The organism is Streptomyces sp. PA03-5A (assembly GCF_033792725.1).
GTDB lineage: Bacteria > Actinomycetota > Actinomycetes > Streptomycetales > Streptomycetaceae > Actinacidiphila.
In genome coordinates this window covers 109,941-129,055 of sequence record NZ_JARAVL010000025.1, presented here as the reverse complement: position 1 = coordinate 129,055, position 19,115 = coordinate 109,941, and the positions used below count along the sequence as shown (strand labels likewise).

Sequence of the window (19,115 nt, the reverse complement as noted above, 5' to 3'; positions counted from 1 at the left end):
GCGACACGGCGCCCCTCCTGAAGGACCGGTTCCCCCGGGAGGCTCAGCCGAGGACGGTCTTCAGCTTCGCCACGTTGTCCTGCGTCACCTTCCACAGCGCCTCCTGGCGCCCGTGGACGTCGGCGACGGTCGCCGACAGGTTGTCCAGGATGCCGATGGAGCGCTCCGCGAGGATCGCGCCGAGGTTCCGGTCGTGGACCGAGACGCCCCACTCCGGGCGCTCGATGTCGGACAGGAAGTACGCCATCTTCGGGTGGGAGATCAGGCTGATGATGGGCGTGCCGCAGCCGAACGGGATCATGCCCGCGTGGCCGCGCATGCCGATCACCAGCTTGGTGCGCGCGAAGGCGGTGCGCAGCTGGTCGGTGTCGAAGTCGTACATCGGCTCGACCGGCAGCGAGATGCCGTACTCACGCCGCAGGTCGAAGACGAAGCGCTCGTCGTCCAGCGCGTGGGCGGCGTAGCGGACCTCGGCGTGCTTGCCGATGGCACGGACCGCGGTGGCCATCTCCCGGAGGAAGTGGTCGTAGTCGTGGCCGAAGCGCAGCCCGGCGCGGTCGTAGGCGCAGTTGATCAGCACCGTGTCGTCCCGCTCGACCGGGTCCTGCCAGCCGGGCACCAACTGGCGGGAGACGGTGGTCGGGCAGGGCTGGAAGAGCACCCGGTCCTGCAGCTCCGCGGGGAGCAGCGCGCGGACCTTCTCCACCGAGCCGTGGTTGCGCAGACCGAAGAACGCCGACTTGGAGACCAGCAGCCGCAGGCTCTCCTCGAACCGGCGGCGCGTGTACGACTGGCCGTCGAAGGCGTTGTAGCCCACCGCGAAGACCGCCAGCGGGACGTCGATCTTCTCCAGCAGCCGGTCCGGCACGTTCCACTGCCAGGCGCTGTTGCCGTTCGGCGAGGTGTCCGGGATGAACAGTCCGCCGCCGCCGATGACCAGGCCGCGGCGGGAGTTCACCCGCTCCAGGGCCGCCTCGTCGAACAGCTTGTGCGCGTGGATGGAGTGCCAGCCGCGGTCACCGGTGTCCGGGCCGAAGCAGAGCCGGACCGTCTCGGGCAGGATCTTGTCGCCCGCGTTGCCCTGGCGCTCCATGTAGAACGCCACGTGCGCCAGCTGCTCGGAGGGGGTGCCGGTCTCGGCCGGGCGGGCGGCGATCGCCTCCGCGCGCTCGTACGAGATCCGGCAGGCGCGGTCGCTGACGTCCGCGTTGAGGCCGGCCAGGGCGTACTCGCGGGAGGCCGTGTTGTCGCCCAGGATCCACGCCATGTTCGCCAGCCGGCCGAAGGGGCGGGCGGCGGCCGGGGCGTGGGCCGTGGAGAGCAGCAGGTGGGCCGTGGCCTCCTCGTAGCGGGAGGTCGACATCAGGGCCTGGCCGAGCAGCTCGTGGGAACGGCTCTCGTCGGCCGGGATGGGGGAGCGGCCGAGGATCTCCACCGCGTCCTCGTACCGGCCCTTGGACAGGTACGCCTCGGCGACCTCGCGGACGCCGTCGTGCCGGCCCTCGCTCGCCACGAGGTGGCGGCCGAAGTGGATCAGCAGGTCCGGGTGCTTCTCGTCCTCCAGGGCCAGGAAGCGCTCGACGAAGTCCGCGTGGGGGAGGTCGTACTCCTGCCACGCCGCCTCGGCGCCCGAGTAGCCGTGCTCGCCGCCGTTCCACGGCTTGTGACGGCCGGTGAAGTGCAGGATGACGACGTCTTCCTCGTCGGGGGAGCGGTCGCCGGACAGCCGCCGCTTGACGAAGTTGTAGCGCGGGTCGATCTTGACGAACTTGCCCGCGAGCAGGGCGTTGAGGATGCCCTGGTCGTGCTTGTCGAGCTCGTACGTGCCGGAGGTGCCGACGGCGTCGATCTGCGCGCAGAACTCGTCGGTGAGGTACTCCTTCTGGATGACCAGCAGACCGCTGTTGAGCTTCGACTGGTCCAGCAGGAACTGCGGCACCGCGCCGACGCCGTGCCGCATCCGCAGCAGCTCGCCCAGGTCGCCGAGGACGACCATGTCGGTGTCGAGCGTGATGACCGTGTCGTAGTCGCGGATCCGGAAGACGTCGAGGATGAAGTACGCCTTGCGGATCAGGTAGTTCTCCGGGTCGCCCTTGACGAAGCCGTCGTAGCGCTCGGGGACGACACGGCGCATGACCACGCGCGGGTGCAGCTTGCGGATCTCGGTGACCGAGGCCGGCTGCAGGTCGTCGTAGAGGACGACGAAGTCCTCGCAGAGGCCGGGGTTGGTCAGGGCCAGGCTGCGCAGCAGGGCGAGGAAGCCGGGCAGGTAGTTCTCGTCGACGTACGACGCGAAGGCGACGCGGCGCTTGCCGGTCAGCGTTTCGCTCCGGGGTGCCGGAACCGGGACAGAGGCGGTCATCGGAGCGATATCCTCATTTCAGTGACGTCCTGGGCGCGGGCCATGACCCATTCCTTCTCGTCCGCGTAGCCGTGCGCGGTGGCGATCGGGAGCTTCATCGCTTCCTGCAGGCGGTAGGCACCGCTGTCGTAGAAGTCGAACCCGATGAGGTCGATCTTCGGGTTGACGTCCAGGAAGTCCAGCAGCCACAGCATGTTGAAACCGCTGGTGGGGATGGACGGCATCACGTCCTCGCCGATCCTGCCGATCTCGCGCACCGGCCAGCGCAGCGTGCGGTCGCCGACGTAGCGCTGGGCGCCGGGGACCAGGCGGCGGCGGACCGAGTTGCGCCACTGGTGGTGACTGCCGCTGAAGACCAGCCGCGTCTGGACCTTCTTGTCCCAGTTGAAGTTGTGCAGGTGGATCGTCGCGTGGATGTCGGTCTTGGTGCCGGTGGCCGGCGCCTCGATCCGGTACGAGTTGAAGCGGACGACGAGGTCGTAGGAGTCGATCTCCTGACCCATCGTGCTGGAGCCCACCCGCTGGGAGTTGGCGACCAGACAGATCGTCTTCCCCGCGATGAGGTTGCGGAAGTCGCTGAGGCCGACCATCTCGGAACCGGTCAGCGCCGGGTCCGGGATCGGGTCCAGCTCGCGCAGCCGGCGGTCGTCGGCGTACAGCTCGAGCAGCTGGGTCGAGCCGGCCAGCCGGCCGCGGTCCCGCTCCAGACGGAGGTTCACGTAGTCGGTCAGCGCCGCGCGCACCGAGGTGGCGGAACCCTCCTGCTCGCTCATCCCGACGAGCGCGGCCACGAGCCGGGGCTCGGCGCGCTCCCAGTCGCCGGCGTCCTTGAGGGCCAGGCCCTCGGCCCACAGCTCGGTCTCCGGGACGCCCGCGAACTCACGGGAGCCGGGGGCCTCCTGCTGGAGCAGCTGCAGCGTCCGCGCGAGGCGCTCGCCGCTCTCCCGCAGCTTGGTGATGCGGCCCGCGATGTTGAGGTCGTCGTTGGGGGTCAGCGCCAGGAAGCGCTCGTACGCGGCGATGGTGGCCGCGTCGTCGCCGAGCGCGTCCATCAGGCGCGCCCGCAGGCGCCAGCCGGCCCGGGACTGCTTGCGGACGCCGAGGACCGTCTCGGTGATGCGCGTCGCGAGCTGCAGCTCGTCGGCGCCCTGCACGTCCACGGCCTTGTTGCCCACCTCGAGCAGGGCGTCGAAGACCTCGGGGTTCGACTTCGGCCAGGTGCTCTTCCCACCGGTGAGTGCGGCGGCGTCACCCGGATCCGTCATCGCGGCCGCGTACCGGGCCAGCAGTTCCCGGATCGCCTCGGCGAGCTGGCCCTTTCTCCAGTCCAGGTTCTTGGCGAGCTTGCCGCCGTGGACCGCACAGGACCGGACGCACTCGGCCACGGAAACCGAAGCGATCGGAATATCCGCGCCCGCGGAGTTGTCCAATCTTTTCTCGAGCCATCCAGCCCGGAACTTGACCATGCTGCTCCCAACAATGACACGGCCGCTGGGGAGAACTGCATGGGTTTCCCGCGCGGATCAACAGACGCCGCCCGGGCACCTCGACGCACATGGACACGCGCACGGCACATGGGGCGGAGGCGATCACCATAGGGAGCGGATATGACGTTCAAGTGAACGAGGATATAAGCGGATGCGAACGGGGAAGGCGGCGGTCGGGGGGCGTCGCGGGCGACATGGGGAAAAGCGGGAGTTCGTATTCCGTATTCCTTGCGTTCACCTTGCCGAAGCATTCCCGACGCCCCCTCTGGATCTAGTCCGATACGCTTGTCCTCCGGCACCGTCCGGGGGGCCGGAGTCCGTGGCCCGCGTCGAGATTGTCTGGATTCCCAGGTGCCCAAACTTTCGGTAATCGTCCCCTTCCGCAATATTCAGCCATATGCGCACGACATGTTGTGCGGGCTGGCCAACAATGCGGGGGCGGACACCGAGTTCATCCTCGTCGACGATCACTCGACGGACGGCACCCCGGAGATCCTGGACCACTGGGAGCGCCGGCTGCCGGGCATGAGGGTGATCCGGCACGAGCAGAACAAGGGCGTCGCCCAGTCCCGCAACAGCGGGCTGGACGCGGCCGGCGGGACGTACGTGACCTTCCTGGACGGCGACGACTGGTACGCCCGCGGCTACCTCGACGAGCTCGTCGCCGGCATCGAGCGGCTGGGCTGCGACTTCGTGCGCACCGGGCACGTCAAGGCCACCGGCACCGAACGGGTCGTGCACCGCCCCCCTGCCAGGCGCTGGGACGCCGTGCTCGACCCGCGCGACGCGATCACGCCCTCGCACGTGTCGACCATGGTCGACTACCCCTTCGTCTGGGCCGGGATCTACCACCGCAGGCTCTTCGAGGACGGCGGCATGCGCTACAGCACCAGCCTGCGGACCGCGGAGGACCGCGAGTGGGTCTGGCGGCTGCACCTGACGGCCCGGTCCTTCGCGGTGATCCGCCCGGTCGGGGTCTTCTACCGGCGCGGGGTCAGCGACTCGCTCACCCAGATCAGCGACGGCCGGCAGCTGGACTTCATACCCGCCCACGACGCGATACTCGACGACGTGCTCGCCGACCGCGAGGCCGAGCGCTTCCTGCCCAAGATCGTCCGCACCTACTGCGCGCTGATCGCCTTCCACATGTCCAACGTGCGGCGCTACGACGCCGGGACCGGCAGGCAGCTCAAGCGGCAGTCCGCCGTCGCCCTGGCCCGCATGCCGCAGGACGTGCTGGACCGGACCCTCGCCGAGATGGACGTCCAGCGCGCCCACGTGCTCCAGCGGCTGCGCGCCGACGCGCGGAAGGCGGCCTGACGATGACCCTGCCGACGGCCGAACGGGCTGAGGAGAGCATGAACCACGACCGGGCCCAGATCTTCGAGGTCTCGACCCTCTACGGCGCCGCGACCCTCGCCGCCGCCCTGGACGCCGGCGCCTTCGGGCCCCGTACCGGCACCCGGCGCATCCTGCTGGTGAGCAACAACGCCCCGGTCCCCGAGACGGTCGTCCAGCTCTCCGACATGCACGGGTACCAGCGGATCGTCACCCGCTTCGACGAGGTCGTCTCGTGGAACGAGGTGATCCACCCGCACCGGCCCTCCAAGTGGGCCCCGTTGGAGGACGAGAGCTCCATCTGGCAGCGGTTGTTCCGGCACTCCTGGGGCCTGGGCGACGTCCCCGTCGAGCTCGTCGTGGAGTCGATCCAGGTCAACCCGGCACGTGCGCTCGCCACGATCTTCGCCGAGAGCGCCGTCCACGTGTACGCGGACGGCCTGATGAGCTACGGGCCCACCCGTGAGAAGCTGCCGGGCCCCCTCGGCAACCGCGTCCAGCGGGTCCTCCACCTCGACCTGGTGCCCGGACTGCGCCCGCTGCTGCTGGCGGAGACCGGCGCGGAGCCCGAGCTCGTCCCCGACGACGCCTTCAGGGCCGTGCTCAAGGAGATCGCCGTCGAGGCGGCGGACGACCCCCGGCTCACCGCCCTCGCCCAGGACCCGCCGACCGCGGTGCTGCTCGGCCAGTACCTCGCCGCCCTGCGCATCCTCACCCCGCAGGAGGAAGAGGAGCTGCACGTCACCATGGTGCGCGGCGCGATCGCCGCGGGTCACCGCTCGATCGTCTTCAAGCCCCACCCCACGGCGCCGGCCGGCTACTCCAAGGCGATGGAGGAGGCCGCGGCCGCCGAGGGCGCGCGGCTGCGCGTCCTGGACGGCCCGCTGCTGGCCGAGACGCTGTACGAGGTCTGCCGGCCGGAGCTGGTCGTCGGCTGCTTCTCCACCGCGATGCTCACCGCGAGCGCCTACTACGACGTCGCGATCGCACGGGCCGGGACCCGTCTGGTGCTGGACCGGCTCACGCCGTACCAGAACAGCAACCGCGTCCCGCTGACCATCGTCGACCACCTCGTGCCCGACGTCGCCACCCCGGGTGCCCAGGGCGGCGCTGCCGGGGAACTCGCCCCGCTCGTACGGGCCGTGGGCTTCTGCATGCAGCCCAGGATGCACCCCGGGCTGCGTGAGGAGACCGCGGCGTGGCTGCGGGACCACCTCGGCCCGGACACCGAGTACTACTTCCGGCGCCGCCGCCTCACCTCGCTCGGGCTGCCCGGCGGCGGCCCGCTCAGCGCCGCCCAGCGGCTGCGCGGCAACACCACCGTGCGCCGCATGGTGCGCGTGGCCCGCCGCCTGCGCTCCCGGCGTTAGGCGCCGGCCGCTAACGCCCGACCTGCCCCAGCCAGGTCAGCGTCCGCCGTACCTCCAGCGAGAAGGGGTGGTGCGGGCCGTGCACCCGGTCGGAGTCGTACAGCAGGCGGGACAGCACGTCGTGGGCGGCCATGCGGTCGCCCACCGACAGCAGCAGGTGGCCGATGCGGCGCCGCACCTCCAGCGGAAGCTCCGGGTCGGTGGCGCGGTACTGCTCGAAGGAGGGCAGCAGCGCCCGGTACTCGGCGAGCGCCGCCGGGGCCTCGCCCAACTGCTCCAGGCACTGCGCGGCCTCGTAGCGGTACTGCAGCGACTGGCGGCCCAGCGGCCCCGACTCGGCGGCCAGTTCGTCCGCGAGCCGGCGCAGCTCCGGCAGGGCGCGGCGGTACTGGCCGTCCTCCATCAGCGTGGCCGCGTACTGCTTGCGCAGCATCCGCACCACCGGTGACTGCTCGCCGTGCTTCTCCGCGGCGGCCGGCAGCACGCCGCCCAGGATGTCGACCGCCTGCGTGATGCGTCCGGCGTCGAGCAGCCGCTTCACCTCGTCGACGGCCTCCGCGATGCCGTGGCCCGCGGGGGCCCCGGTCGCGCCCGGGGCGGGGGTGGGCTGCGAAGGGGCGGCCGGCCGGTCGGGCCAGGGCGCGAGCGGACGCAGGAAGGGGCGGGTGGGGTCCATCGGCCCGAGGGGGCGGTGGACGACGCCGGGCACCGGCAGCAGCGGCGCCAGCCGGCGGTAGGTCTCCTGGGCGTCGGCCGGGCGGTGCTGCGGGTCCTTCGCCAGCAGTTGCAGCACGAGCGCCTCCAGCGGTTCCGGCACCTCCGGGCGCACCTGCCGCAGCGGCACGGGCTGCTCGTACAGGTGCCGGTGCAGCACGCCGAGCGCCGTGGCGCCCGCGAACGGGACGGTGCCGCTGACCAGTTCGTGCAGCAGCACCCCGAGCGCGTACAGGTCGGTGCGGGGCCCGACGGCGCCGCTCATCGCCTGCTCGGGCGCCATGTACGCGGGCGTCCCGATGGGCGTGCCGGTGTGGGTGAGCCGCGTCGTGTCGGTGTCGAGCACGGAGGCGACGCCGAGGTCGAGGACGACCATGGTGCCGTCCGGACGCACCATCACGTTGCGGGGCTTGAGGTCGCGGTGCACGATCGGCACCGCGTGCACCGCCGACAGCACGGCGCACAGCTGCGCGGCCACGGCGACCGCCCAGGGCCAGGGGTAGGGGTCGTGCTCGGCGAGGTGGTCGGCGAGGTCGGCGCCCTCCACGTACTGCATGACGAAGTACAGCTCGTCCGCGTCGCTGCCCGCGTCGTGGACGGTGACCAGCCCCGGATGGTCGACCTGGGCGGTGACCCGGCACTCCCGCTCGAAGCGCCGGCGCAGTTCCTCGGCGTCGCCGCCGCCGGCCACCTTGTCCGGGCGCAGCAGCTTCACGGCCACCCGCCGGTCCAGCCGCCGGTCGTACGCGGTCCACACCTGGCCCATGCCGCCCTGACCGAGGACCGTGGCCAGCTCGTAACGGCCGGCGACGATCCGTCCGTTCACTGACCGCCCTCCTGCTTGCGCAGCAGGTCGCTCAGCTCGTCCAGTTCGGCCCGCACCTGGTTGATCCGCGGCGGGTGCGGGTGCGGGTGCGGGGGTGCGGGCGACTGCGGCGGCACGGGGGCCTGCGGCGCGGCGGGCGGGGGCGGGGTCGTGCGGTAGGGGTTGTAGTCCACCGGCGGCTGCGGCGGCGCCTGCTGGTGCGGCGGGGCGTACGGCACGGTCGTGGCGTACGACGGGTAGCCGGGCACCGCGGCCGCCCGGTGCAGCGCCAGGTCGGCCACCAGGTAGTGGACGCCGACCAGGGGGACGAGGGCGATGGCGGTGAGCATCGCCACGTCGGTCCAGGGGCTCTCCTCCGGCAGCGTGCCGACGGTCGCGAAGGAGGCGATGCTCACCGCGGTGCAGATCCAGAAGAACACCCAGTCCATGGTCCGGCGCCGCTGGATGGCCAGGTGCAGCAGCGGGAGGCCGGACAGGAAGCCGCAGCTGATCGCGGTGATCGTGAGGAAGATGGCACGGAGCGTGATCGCCGTGGCCTTGGACTGAGCGGGTGGGTACGGCGGGACCGGGCCGGGGCCGTTCATCACTGCTCTCGTACTCCCTGGACATCAGTGCGGAGGACAGCTGCGGGTGGTATCGCGAGAGTATCCGCCGTCGCCGACGGGCTGTCACCCGATCCCGTAACTATTCGGGACGCACCGTGCCGTCGGTCAGCCCGTCGTAGAGCCCCTGCACCAACTGCTCACCCAGCTGTCCCGCCAGCCGCAGGGTCTCCTCGAAGGCGGCCAGGGTGCGGAAGCGTTCCCCGTACCGGCGCTGGTCGGCCGGCGGCAGCCGCGGCACCTGGAGCCGGCGGACGTCCAGCCGCGTCGCGGTGGAGGCGTAGCTGCTGGCCTGGCGGTTGTTGGCGGTGCCGCGCAGGAAGCCGGCGAGGAACCAGGGGTCCAGGGCGGCCGGGTCGGGGCGCAGCAGGTGGAGGTTGCGGCCGAGGGCCGCCCCGGCGGTGGCGGCGTCGACGACGCGGGCGGCCGAACCCCGGCCGAGCACCGGGACGACCACGTCGCCCTCCTGCGTGAGGACCGGCTCCTCCCCGGGTGGCCCCTCGGGCAGGCTGCCGCTCGGCGCGCCACCGCCGAGGACGTCGTGCTCGGTGAGCACGGCGGGACCGCCACCGGGGCGGGCGCTCCCGGTGCCGCCCGCGCGCAGCACCAGCGCCCCGGCACGGGCCAGTTCGCCGACCGTGGTGAGCGGCCAGCGGGAGGGCTCGGCCGCCCCGGCGGGGGCGGGGGTGAGCTCGGCGGTGCGCAGCAAGGTGGCGGCCAACCGGTCGCGCACCCCGGCGAGTTCGGCCGCCCCGCCGCCCGCGGCGGGCGGCGGCAGGTGGCGGGCGGGGGCCAGGTCCACGTCGTCGTCGAGCAGGTCGATGACCTTCAGGGCGCGGCTCACACCGGGCCGCTCCTCCGTGGTGCCGTGCCGGTCGAAGGAGTGCCAGGCGTCCAGCACGGTGGCGCGCACCGACTGCCAGGGCACCTTCTCGCCGCCGGGGGCCGCGTCCTGCGACCCCGCGGTGTCGACCAGCAGCAGGTGCGGGGAGGCCGCCGCGCCGGCGCCCGGCCTGCGCAGCACCCACAGGTGGAGCGGGATGCCGTACGGGGGCGCGGCGCCGGCCGGGAGCGCGACCACCGCGCGCAGGGCGCCGCGCCGCAGCAGGTCGGCCCGGATCCGGCGGCCGGAGCGGCGCGAGGCGGCGGCGGGCGGCATGAGCAGCACGACGGTCCCGCCCTCCCGGACCCGGGCCAGGCAGTGCTGCACCCAGGCGAGTTCGGACTCGGTGCGGGCAGGGAAGCCGTACTCCCAGCGGGGGTCGTAGGCGAGGTCCTCGTGGCCCCAGTTGCGCTCGTTGAACGGCGGGTGGCACAGCACCGCGTCGGCGGCGAGCCCGGGGAAGGCGTCGGCGCGCAGGCTGTCGCCGCCGGCGACCCGCACCACGGCGGCGGGGTCGGCGTGCAGGGCCAGCCGCAGCGCCGCCAGCGCGGCCAGGTCCGGGTCGGCCTCCTGGCCGTACACCTCGTGCGGGGCCTCGACGGCACGCAGCAGAGTGCCGGTGCCGCAGGCGGGGTCGAGCACGGTACGGGCGGGGCCGGCGAGCGCGGCCATCAGCTCGGCGGGCGCGGCCGGGGTCAGCGTGTACTGCCGGGGGTTGGCGTCCAGGTGGCGTCCGAGCAGGAACTCGTAGGCCTGGCGCGGGCCCATTCCCGCGGCGAGCTCGGCGGCGCCGCGCAGCAGTTCGGCGTCGACGGGGGTGCCCAGGGCGAACCGCCCGCCGAAGTGCCGCTCGAAGAGGTCCCGTACGGCGTCCTCGGCCTCGGCGCCCTCCATCCGGGGCCCGTCGGCGGGGTGGTCACGGACCAGCAGGCAGACGGCGCCGGCCTGCCGGAGCGCGGCCGCGGTGCCCGAGGGATGGGACTCGGCCCGCTGCCAGACCCGTTCACGCAGCGGGACCTCGGCGAGTTTGCCCTGGGCACGGAGCCAGCTCTCGACCTCCGGCAGCGCGAAGGCCGGGCTGGTGTCGGTGCCCCCCACGGGCTTGGGGAAGTCGGCGTGCCTGCGGCGCCAGTTGCTGACGGCCGCCCGCCCCACCCCGGCCAGCCGCGCGATCCCGGCGGCGGTCACCTCGCTTGCGTTCTCCGGCACCTGGCTGGCTCCCTTCCCGCGGCGGGGTGCGGCTGTGGCCCCGAGCATAGCGGTGAACGAAAGATCCGACCCTTCACGCGTGAACTCACGTGAATCGAGATTGCATGTTGACTCGGTTCACAGCTCGTGCTGTCATTGACCCATCGGTTCACGGAGTCCCCGGGCATTCCGCCGGCCCGCAACCGTCATCCACACGCTGTCCACCAGGGGGGACGATCCTCATGGCCACCACTCGCGGAGCGCTCACGGCGCTCGGCTGCGTCACCGCCGCCCTCACCATGGCCGCCTGCGGCCCGCTCGGCGGCACGGCGGAACCGGCCGCCACCGGCCTCGCCGACCAGCCGGCCACCACCATCGAGAAGAAGGCCGTGGCCGCCATGAAGTCCGCCCCGGCGATGACCGTCGACCTCGACGGCATCTCCGACGGCGAGCGGATGAAGTTCCGCATGACGATGAGCAGGACCGGCGACTGCAAGGGTGAGGTCACCGCCGAGGGCGGCACCGTCCAGCTCGTCAAGGCGGGCCCCTCGCTCTACATGAAGGGCGACGACGCCTTCTGGAAGAGCCAGGGCTCCGACGGCGCCGCGATGAAGGACCTCCTGGCCGGCCGGTGGATGAAGACCAAGGCCGACACGCCGGACAACAAGGACCTCGTCGAGGCCTGCGACCTGAACGAGTTCCTCGTCGAGGTGGAGAAGGACTCGGACGGCGAGCTGGGCGGGAAGAAGGGCGAGCCCACCACCGTGGCGGGCAGGCCCGCCGTGCCGATCACCAGCAAGGACGGGGCCGAGACCACCACCGCCTACGTGGCCACCGAAGGCAAGCCGTACCTGCTGAAGCTGGTCGTCAAGGGCGGCAAGGAGCCCGGCACGATGGTCTTCTCCGACTTCGACGAGACGGCCGCGATCACCGCCCCGGCGGCCAAGGACACCGTCGACATCGACAAGCTCGCCGGCTGAGCCACCGGCTACGATCCCCGGGCCCTGGCGCGCGCCGCGCCAGGGCCGTCCCCTTCCCGAGAACGGCGGAACGCACCATGGAAGACCGCATACCCGACGACATCGCCGCCCTCGCCGCGGCCGAGGGGCTCGGACGGCACCGCCTCACGATCATGCCGAAACGGCACGGCTTCCTGATGACGTGCAACTTCGTGTTCATGATCCTCGTGGGGCTGGCCTGCTTCGTGCTGCCCGGCCTCTGGTTCCTCCACCATGCCCTGCGCACCCCCAACTTCTCCCGCAAGGCCGCCGCCCGGCGCCTCCACTTCTTCGAGTCCGGGCTGGTCGAGATCGACCACGCCGGCGTTCCCGCCGCCTTCCGCTGGGACTCGATGACGGTGCTGCAGGAGATCACCGAGTCCTACGTCAACGGCATCCACGTCGCCACCGGTTACCGCTACACGCTGCACAAGCCGGACGGCACGGTCCGGAAGATCCTCAACTTCTACGCGGAGCCGGAGCGGTGGGGGCCGTTCATCCAGCAGGAGGTCGCCGCCTTCCAGCTGCCGGGAATGCTGCGGATGCTGGCGGAGGGGCGGACGCTGACCTTCGGGGACATCTCGGTCAACCGCTCCGGCGTCGCGACGCCCCGGCGCGGGGCCGTCACCTGGCAGGAGATCGAGGGCGTCCGGGTCACCGACGGCGTGCTCGTGCTGAAGAAGGCCGGCAAGTCCCTGTCCTGGTCGTCCAAGAAGGTCAAGGACATCCCGAACTTCCTCCTCTTCCTCTCCCTTGTGGACGAGCTGCGCCGAACTTCCGTCGCGCACTGACCGTCCGGGCGTCGTACGCCCCCTGCCCGGCCCCACCTCCCACCCCCTAGAGTGCCAAGGTGCTGACAACCAGGGCGGGATCGGCAGCGGCAGCCGTCGCCGTGCTGCTCGGCGTGGGTCTGGCCGGGTGCACGGGCGAGGGCCTCGGCAGCGGCACGGGCAGCGGGGCCGGGAGCGACGGGGCCCCGAAGGGCAGCGCGCTCAAGGCGGTCGGCGACCTGGCGGTGAAGGGCCGGGCGCCCAAGACGGGCTACGCGCGGGACGAGTTCGGCGCGGCCTGGGCGGACACCGACCACAACGGCTGTGACACCCGCGACGACATACTCCGCCGGGACCTCACCGGCACCTCCTTCCGCGCCGACCGGGGCGGGGACTGCGTCGTCGCCTCGGGCACCCTCGACGACCCCTACACCGGGAAGCGGATCGACTTCACGCGCGGGCGCAGCACGGTCGACATCGACCACGTCGTGGCGCTCAGCGACGCCTGGCAGAAGGGCGCCAAGTACTGGTCCCGCGACAAGCGCAAGCAGATCGCCAACGACCCGCTGAACCTCCTCGCCGTCGACGGCCCGACCAACCGCGGCAAGGGCGACGGCGACGCCGCGACCTGGCTGCCGCCGGACAAGGCCTTCCGCTGCCCGTACGTGGCCCGCCAGGTGGCGGTGAAGAAGAAGTACGGGCTGTGGGTCACCGGGGCCGAGAAGGCCGCCATGGAGAAGGTGCTCGGCACCTGCCCCGACGAGCCCCTGCCGGACGCCGGCAGGCCGGTGACGTCCGCCGGCGGGAACGGCGGCAGCGGCGACAGCGACGGCTCCGGTTCGGGCGACGGGAAGGAGGGCACCGCCCCCTCCCCGGGTGCTTCGTACGCGAATTGCGCCGCGGCCCGCGACGCCGGTGCGGCCCCGCTGCACCGCGGCGACCCCGGCTACTCCCGGGCGCTGGACCGCGACGGCGACGGGGTCGCCTGCGACACCTGAGGTACCGCGGATCGTTTGTGCAGTGTGTTGTGCGGATCGCTGGATATCCCGGTGCCCTGCTCAATATCCTCGATCACTGCATCACTGCCAGGTCGTGCACCGTCGCTCGATCCCTTGCCGGGAGGCAAAAATGCTCCGCCGCAGGACTGCTCTCTCCGCCACCGCCGCCGCAGCCGTGCTGCTCGCAGCGCCACTGCTGACCTCCTGCGGCACGCCGCACGCAGGTGCCGCGGCCGTCGTGGACGGCCGGCAGATCACCGTGGAGACGGTCCAGGCGAAGGTCGCCGCGGTGCGCGCCGCGCAGGAGAAGACCCCGCAGGCCGCCCAGCTCATCGAGGCCAGCAGCGACCTCCAGCGCAACGTCGTGCACCGGCTGGTGCAGAACGAGGTGATCGAGAAGGCGGCGCAGAACGTGGGCGTCTCCGTCACCCGCAACGAGCTCCAGGAAGCCCGCGGGGACACCGAGAAGCAGGCGGGCGGCAAGGCGGCGCTGGAGGCCCAGCTGCTGCAGACCTACGCGATGGTGCCCGCCGACATCGACGAGAGCATCCGTACCGACCTGCTGATGCAGAAGGTCGCCGCCCACTACGGCGCCGACGTGCAGACCCCCGAGGGCCAGACGGCGCTGATCAAGGTGCTGCGCGACACGTCGAAGAAGCTGAACATCGACGTCAACCCGCGCTACGGGAAATGGAACTCCGACAAGCTCGACCTGGACGCCACCAAGGACCCGTGGCTGACCGAGGTGAGCCGCCGCGCCGCCCAGGCCTGATGCACCGGAACCGGGGCCGGGTCCGACCTCGGACCCGGCCCCGGCGCCGTTGCGCGGCGAGGTAGTTTCGTCGGGTGGACCACTCCGATGACTCCGCCCGTCCGGGCCGCCTGGTACTGCTGACCACCACCCACCGGGTCGCCCCCGGCCTGCTCTCCTGGCCCGCCTGGGAGCTGCTGCGCGCCGCCGACCTGGTCCTCTGCCCCGACCCCGGGCACCCGCAGCTGCCGTACCTGCGCGAGGCCGGGGTCGCCGTCGAGGCGTCCGCGCCCACCGGGCGGGAGCTGGTCGACCTCACCGAGGGCGGCCGCACCGTGGTCTACCTGGCCGGCGGCGAGGGCGACCGCGGCGTCACCGACGAGCTCGCCCGGCTCGGCGGCTCCGGCCGGGTCCGCATGCCGGACCTGGAGCTGCTGCCCGGGTCCTACGACCTGCCGGGTGCGCGGCTGCTCGACCTGGTGCAGGTGATGGACCGGATCCGCCGCGAGTGCCCCTGGAGCAGCGTCCGTACCACGCAGGAACTGGTGAAGTACGGCATCGAGGAGGTCTACGAGCTCGCCGAGGCCGCCGAGGAGGGCGACCGGGAGGCCCTGCGCGAGGAACTCGGCGACGTGCTGCTGCAGGTCGTCTTCCACGCGCGGATCGCCCAGGACGACCCGGAGGAGCCGTTCTCGATCGACGACGTCGCCGCCACCATCGTGGAGAAGCTGATCCACCGGCACCCGCACGTCTTCGGCGACGAGGTCGCCGAGACGCCGGAGGACGTCCGCGAGCACTGGCTGCGCACGAAGGCGGAGGAGAAGCGGCGCGGCTCGGTCACCGAGGGCATCCCCCTCGGCCAGCCCGCGCTCGCGCTCGCCGCCAAGCTCGGCTCCCGGGCCCGCCAGGCGGGCCTGTCCGTGGCCGCACCCGGCCAGGACGCCGCCGACACCGGTGAGCGCCTGCTGGCGCTCGCGCTCGCCGCCCAGGAGGCCGGCATCGACCCTGAGTCCGCCCTGCGCGCCGCCGCGCGCCGCTACCGGGACGCGATCCTGGAGGCCGAGAAGGCGGAGGCCGAGAAGCAGGGCTGACCCTCCGTTCCGGGTCATCCCCGCCGTCCCGAGTGAGTTGGGACAGAGCGGGTAAATGGGTCATATGATGCGAGCACTGGAACAGATCCAGCTGGCCGTGCCGCACGACTACATCGTCGGCATCGCGCCGCTGGTAGTGGGCATTTTCCTGGTCGGGATCCTCGTCGGCGCGGTGTCGATCGGGATGTGGGCCCGGGGCAAGGAACCGCCCCCCGAGCAGAAACCGCAGCCCCGTGGCGGGGCGTGGCACACCCGCCAGGAGTACGGCCGGGAGACCCCGGCCGACCACGGCCCCGGCCACCAGGACGGTGAGCGGCACACGCTCACCGAATGGCGGGAGCCGGACGAATGGCCGCAGGACGGCGTCCGGCGCCTCCCGCACTCCCTGAAGGGCTTCGGCAACTGGGGCTCCCACGGCGTGCCCGGCCCCGAGGGCGCCACCCGCGGCCCCGCGGGCACCCGCAGCCCCGAAGGCGGCACCCGCAGTCCCGCGGGCACCGCGGGCGGGTCCCCGGGCGGCGCTCCCAGGGGCGCACCGACCCGTTCCGGGCCGGGACAGGAGGAAGGCGGCAAGGAGGAGCACTGAGCCGCGGGCACCGGGCCCGGCCGCGGCCGCTCTAGGCTGGCGGCCATGCGCATCGACGTAGGGCACGCGTGGCCGCGCGACGAGGCGGCGGCCCGGGCCCTGCAGGACCGGCTCCGTCCGCTGGCGGACCACCGCGGGCCCGGCCCGCAGCGACCGCGGTACGTGGCCGGACTGGACGTCGCCTACGGCGGCGGTCACGGTGTCGAGGGCGACACCGTCGCCGCCGCCGTCGTCGTGCTCGACACCGCGACGCTGGCCCCCGTCGAGCAGGTCACGGCGACCGCCCGGGCCACGTTCCCGTACGTCCCCGGGCTCTTCGCCTTCCGCGAGCTGCCCGTGCTGATCGACGCGCTGGAGAAGCTCTCCGTCACGCCCGACCTGCTGCTCTGCGACGGCCAGGGGCTGGCGCACCCGCGGCGCTTCGGGCTCGCCTGCCACTTGGGCGTGGTCACCGGCCTGCCGGCGGCGGGGGTGGCGAAGACGCCCTTCGTCGGCACCTGGGACCCCGCCGTGCTCGGCGACGCCCGGGGATCGACCGCACCGCTGGTGGAGGCGGGGGAGACGGTGGGCCGGGTGCTGCGGACCCAGGCCGGGGTGAAGCCGGTCTACGTCTCGACCGGCCACGGCGTCGACCTGGACACCGCCTGCCGTCATGTGCTCGCCCTGGCCCCCTCCTACCGCCTCCCGGAGACGACCAGGCTCGCCGACCGGCTCAGCCGCGACCGGCTAACGTCATGGGGTGCATGAGAGCGTGACCCCCGACCCCGGCATCCCGGCCGCCCCCGAGCTGTTCACCTGGCAGTTCGCGACCGATCCGTACCCCGCGTACGCGTGGCTGCGCGAGCACTCCCCGGTGCACCGCACGACCCTGCCCAGCGGGGTGGAGGCCTGGCTGGTCACCCGGTACGCGGACGCCAAGCAGGCGCTCGCCGACGCACGGCTCAGCAAGAACCCCGTCCACCACTCCGAACGCGCCCACGCCAAGGGCAAGGTGGGCATCCCGGGCGAGCGCAGCGCCGACCTGATGACGCACCTGCTCAACATCGATCCGCCCGACCACACCCGGCTGCGGCGGCTGGTCTCCAAGGCCTTCACCCCGCGCCGGGTGGCGGAGTTCGCGCCGCGGGTGCAGGAGCTGACCGACCGCCTGATCGACGGTTTCGCCGCCAAGGGCGAGGCGGATCTCATCCATGAGTTCGCGTTCCCGCTGCCGATCTACGCGATCTGCGACCTGCTGGGCGTCCCCGCCGAGGACCAGGACGACTTCCGCGACTGGGCGGGCATGATGATCCGGCACGGCGGCGGGCCGCGCGGGGGAGTGGCCCGCTCGGTGAAGAAGATGCGGGCCTACCTGCTGGAACTGATCCACCGCAAGCGCTCGGAGCTCGGCGACGACCTGATCTCCGGACTGATCCGGGCGAGCGACCACGGTGAGCACCTCACCGAGAACGAGGCCGCCGCGATGGCCTTCATCCTGCTCTTCGCGGGCTTCGAGACGACCGTCAACCTCATCGGCAACGGCACCTACACCCTGCTGCGCCACCCCGAGCAGCGGCGGCGGCTCCAGGACTCCCTCGCCCGTGGCGAGCGCGAGCCGCTCGCCACCGCCGTCGAGGAACTGCTGCGCTACGACGGGCCGGTGGAGCTGGCGACCTGGCGGTTCGCGACCGAACCCCTCACCGTCGGCGGGCAGTCCGTCGCCACCGGCGATCCGGTGCTGGTCGTCCTGGCGGCAGCCGACCGCGATCCGGAGCGCTTCGCCGACCCGGACACCCTGGACCTGTCGCGCCGCGACAACCAGCACCTGGGGTACGGCCACGGCATCCACTACTGCCTGGGCGCCCCCCTCGCGCGGCTGGAGGCGCAGTCCGCCCTGGCGACGCTCCTGACCCGGCTGCCGGACCTGCGACTGGCCGCCGAGCCGGCCGACCTGAGGTGGCGCGGCGGCCTGATCATGCGGGGCCTGCGGACCCTGCCGGTCGCCTTCTCACCGGAACGTGACTGACAGGACGTCAGAACGTGATCTTCGCGTGATCCGTGAGACACCGACTTGTGATGCATGGGCCAAGACCACTACCGTCGGGCGCCATCGCAGTATTCGAATGTGAAAGGCGATGCCGCAATGCTGAAGTCCGGGAACGGCCGACACCGCAAGCCGCGTCAGGCCCCGACCGCCATGGTCGCGGTGGCGGCGACCGGGGCGGGCCTCACGCTCCCCCTCTTCGCAGCGAGCGGCGCCAGCGCCGCCGACGCCAACAGCACCTGGAACGCTGTCGCCATGTGCGAGAGCGGCGGTCTGTGGAGCTCCAACACCGGAAACGGGTTCTTCGGCGGCCTGCAGATCACCGAGGAGACCTGGGAGCAGTACGGCGGCGCCCAGTACGCCGAGCGCCCGGACCTCGCCAGCCGCAACGAGCAGATATCCGTGGCCGAGAAGATGCTCGCTGAGCTCGGCCCGGACGCGTGGTCCGGCTGCGCCGACTCCTCCGGCCTCACCGACGCCCTCGACGGCCTGCTGCACGGCGGCCAGGACCAGGACGGCCAGGGAACGGGCGACTCCACCGGCTCCGGCGACCAGGACACCGACGGGGACGGCGCCACCTCCGGCGACGACAGCACGGGCACCACCTCCCCGGGCACCGACGAGGACACCACCGCCACCCCGGACGCCGACGCGACCGAGGGCCCCGACGCCTCCGCGACCGCCTCCGCCGACGACAAGGGCGAGGGCAAGGGCACCGGCAAGCACCGCAAGCCGGAGGCCGGCACCGCCACCGACGGCACCGGGAACACCACGGGTTCGACCGGTACCCGCAGCGGCGACCCCGCCGGCCTGCCGGCCCACTTCGTGGAGGGGGAGGCCGCCTGGGGCGTCGTCCCGCTCACCACCGACACGCGCGCGGAGACCAAGCAGGCCGACACCGGCCGGGACAGCGGCACCAGCGCCAAGACCACCACCGGCAGCCGCTACCTGGTGCAGGAGGGCGACTCGCTCTGCGAGATCGCGGTGGAGCAGCACGTCGGCGGCGGCTGGCGCGGCCTGTACGACGCGAACCGCGACGTCATCGGCGACGACCCGAACGTGATCAGCCCCGGCTCGTACCTGGACCTCGGCCGCTGAGGCCCCCGTGCGCCGCCGGGCCGGGAGTCC

General features: G+C 72.6%; 16 protein-coding genes. 11 read left to right on the top strand and 5 right to left on the bottom strand.

Features of this window, described 5'->3' with window-relative positions:
• Positions 1-43: 43 nt before the first annotated feature.
• On the bottom strand, positions 44-2,362 hold the full coding sequence (locus PV410_RS28840; protein ID WP_500328686.1) for a glycosyltransferase: 2,319 nt from the start codon (positions 2,360-2,362) through the stop codon (positions 44-46).
• The gene (locus PV410_RS28835) at positions 2,359-3,747 is read right to left on the bottom strand and encodes a glycosyltransferase family 29 protein (protein ID WP_500328685.1); all 1,389 of its coding nucleotides are present in this window, start codon (positions 3,745-3,747) and stop codon (positions 2,359-2,361) included. The genes PV410_RS28840 and PV410_RS28835 overlap by 4 nt, the downstream gene beginning before the upstream one ends.
• A 453-nt stretch (positions 3,748-4,200) precedes the next feature.
• Here PV410_RS28835 and PV410_RS28830 point away from each other — a divergent pair, with 453 nt between their 5' ends.
• Positions 4,201-5,169, top strand: coding sequence for a glycosyltransferase family 2 protein (locus PV410_RS28830; RefSeq protein WP_500328684.1), 969 nt, complete (start codon positions 4,201-4,203; stop codon positions 5,167-5,169).
• A 2-nt stretch (positions 5,170-5,171) separates the two neighbouring features.
• Complete coding sequence (locus tag PV410_RS28825; protein WP_500328683.1) at positions 5,172-6,557, top strand: polysialyltransferase family glycosyltransferase; 1,386 nt, start codon at positions 5,172-5,174, stop codon at positions 6,555-6,557.
• Positions 6,558-6,567: 10 nt separating this feature from the next.
• On the opposite strand, the gene PV410_RS28820 is transcribed toward PV410_RS28825, so the two are convergent.
• From PV410_RS28820 to PV410_RS28810, 3 genes are all read right to left on the bottom strand, one after another.
• Complete coding sequence (locus tag PV410_RS28820) at positions 6,568-8,097, bottom strand: protein kinase domain-containing protein (RefSeq protein ID WP_500328682.1); 1,530 nt, start codon at positions 8,095-8,097, stop codon at positions 6,568-6,570.
• On the bottom strand, positions 8,094-8,681 hold the full coding sequence (locus PV410_RS28815) for a hypothetical protein (protein WP_500328681.1): 588 nt from the start codon (positions 8,679-8,681) through the stop codon (positions 8,094-8,096). The genes PV410_RS28820 and PV410_RS28815 overlap by 4 nt, the downstream gene beginning before the upstream one ends.
• A gap of 100 nt (positions 8,682-8,781) precedes the next feature.
• The gene (locus PV410_RS28810; RefSeq protein ID WP_500328680.1) at positions 8,782-10,791 is read right to left on the bottom strand and encodes an N-6 DNA methylase; all 2,010 of its coding nucleotides are present in this window, start codon (positions 10,789-10,791) and stop codon (positions 8,782-8,784) included.
• Positions 10,792-11,012: 221 nt separating this feature from the next.
• On the opposite strand from PV410_RS28810, the gene PV410_RS28805 reads away from it, so the two are divergent.
• The 9 genes from PV410_RS28805 (at position 11,013) to PV410_RS28765 (ending at position 19,085) form a co-directional block, all read left to right on the top strand.
• Positions 11,013-11,750: a hypothetical protein gene (locus tag PV410_RS28805; protein WP_500328679.1), complete on the top strand. Its 738-nt coding sequence runs from the start codon at positions 11,013-11,015 to the stop codon at positions 11,748-11,750.
• A 77-nt stretch (positions 11,751-11,827) separates the two neighbouring features.
• The gene (locus PV410_RS28800) at positions 11,828-12,559 is read left to right on the top strand and encodes a DUF6585 family protein (RefSeq protein ID WP_500328678.1); all 732 of its coding nucleotides are present in this window, start codon (positions 11,828-11,830) and stop codon (positions 12,557-12,559) included.
• Between the two features lie 59 nt (positions 12,560-12,618).
• A complete protein-coding gene (locus tag PV410_RS28795) occupies positions 12,619-13,536 on the top strand; it encodes a GmrSD restriction endonuclease domain-containing protein (protein WP_500328677.1) in 918 nt (305 codons plus the stop codon).
• Between the two features lie 130 nt (positions 13,537-13,666).
• Positions 13,667-14,308, top strand: coding sequence for a SurA N-terminal domain-containing protein (locus PV410_RS28790; protein ID WP_500328676.1), 642 nt, complete (start codon positions 13,667-13,669; stop codon positions 14,306-14,308).
• Between the two features lie 74 nt (positions 14,309-14,382).
• Entirely contained in the window at positions 14,383-15,378 is a 996-nt protein-coding gene (locus tag PV410_RS28785) for a nucleoside triphosphate pyrophosphohydrolase (RefSeq protein ID WP_500328675.1), read from the top strand.
• A 64-nt stretch (positions 15,379-15,442) separates the two neighbouring features.
• On the top strand, positions 15,443-15,964 hold the full coding sequence (locus tag PV410_RS28780) for a DUF6479 family protein (RefSeq protein WP_500328674.1): 522 nt from the start codon (positions 15,443-15,445) through the stop codon (positions 15,962-15,964).
• 45 nt (positions 15,965-16,009) lie between these two features.
• On the top strand, positions 16,010-16,711 hold the full coding sequence (locus PV410_RS28775; protein ID WP_500328673.1) for an endonuclease V: 702 nt from the start codon (positions 16,010-16,012) through the stop codon (positions 16,709-16,711).
• Positions 16,704-17,969: a cytochrome P450 family protein gene (locus PV410_RS28770; protein ID WP_500328672.1), complete on the top strand. Its 1,266-nt coding sequence runs from the start codon at positions 16,704-16,706 to the stop codon at positions 17,967-17,969. The genes PV410_RS28775 and PV410_RS28770 overlap by 8 nt, the downstream gene beginning before the upstream one ends.
• Positions 17,970-18,086: 117 nt before the next feature.
• A complete protein-coding gene (locus PV410_RS28765) occupies positions 18,087-19,085 on the top strand; it encodes a transglycosylase family protein (protein ID WP_500328671.1) in 999 nt (332 codons plus the stop codon).
• Positions 19,086-19,115: the final 30 nt, after the last annotated feature.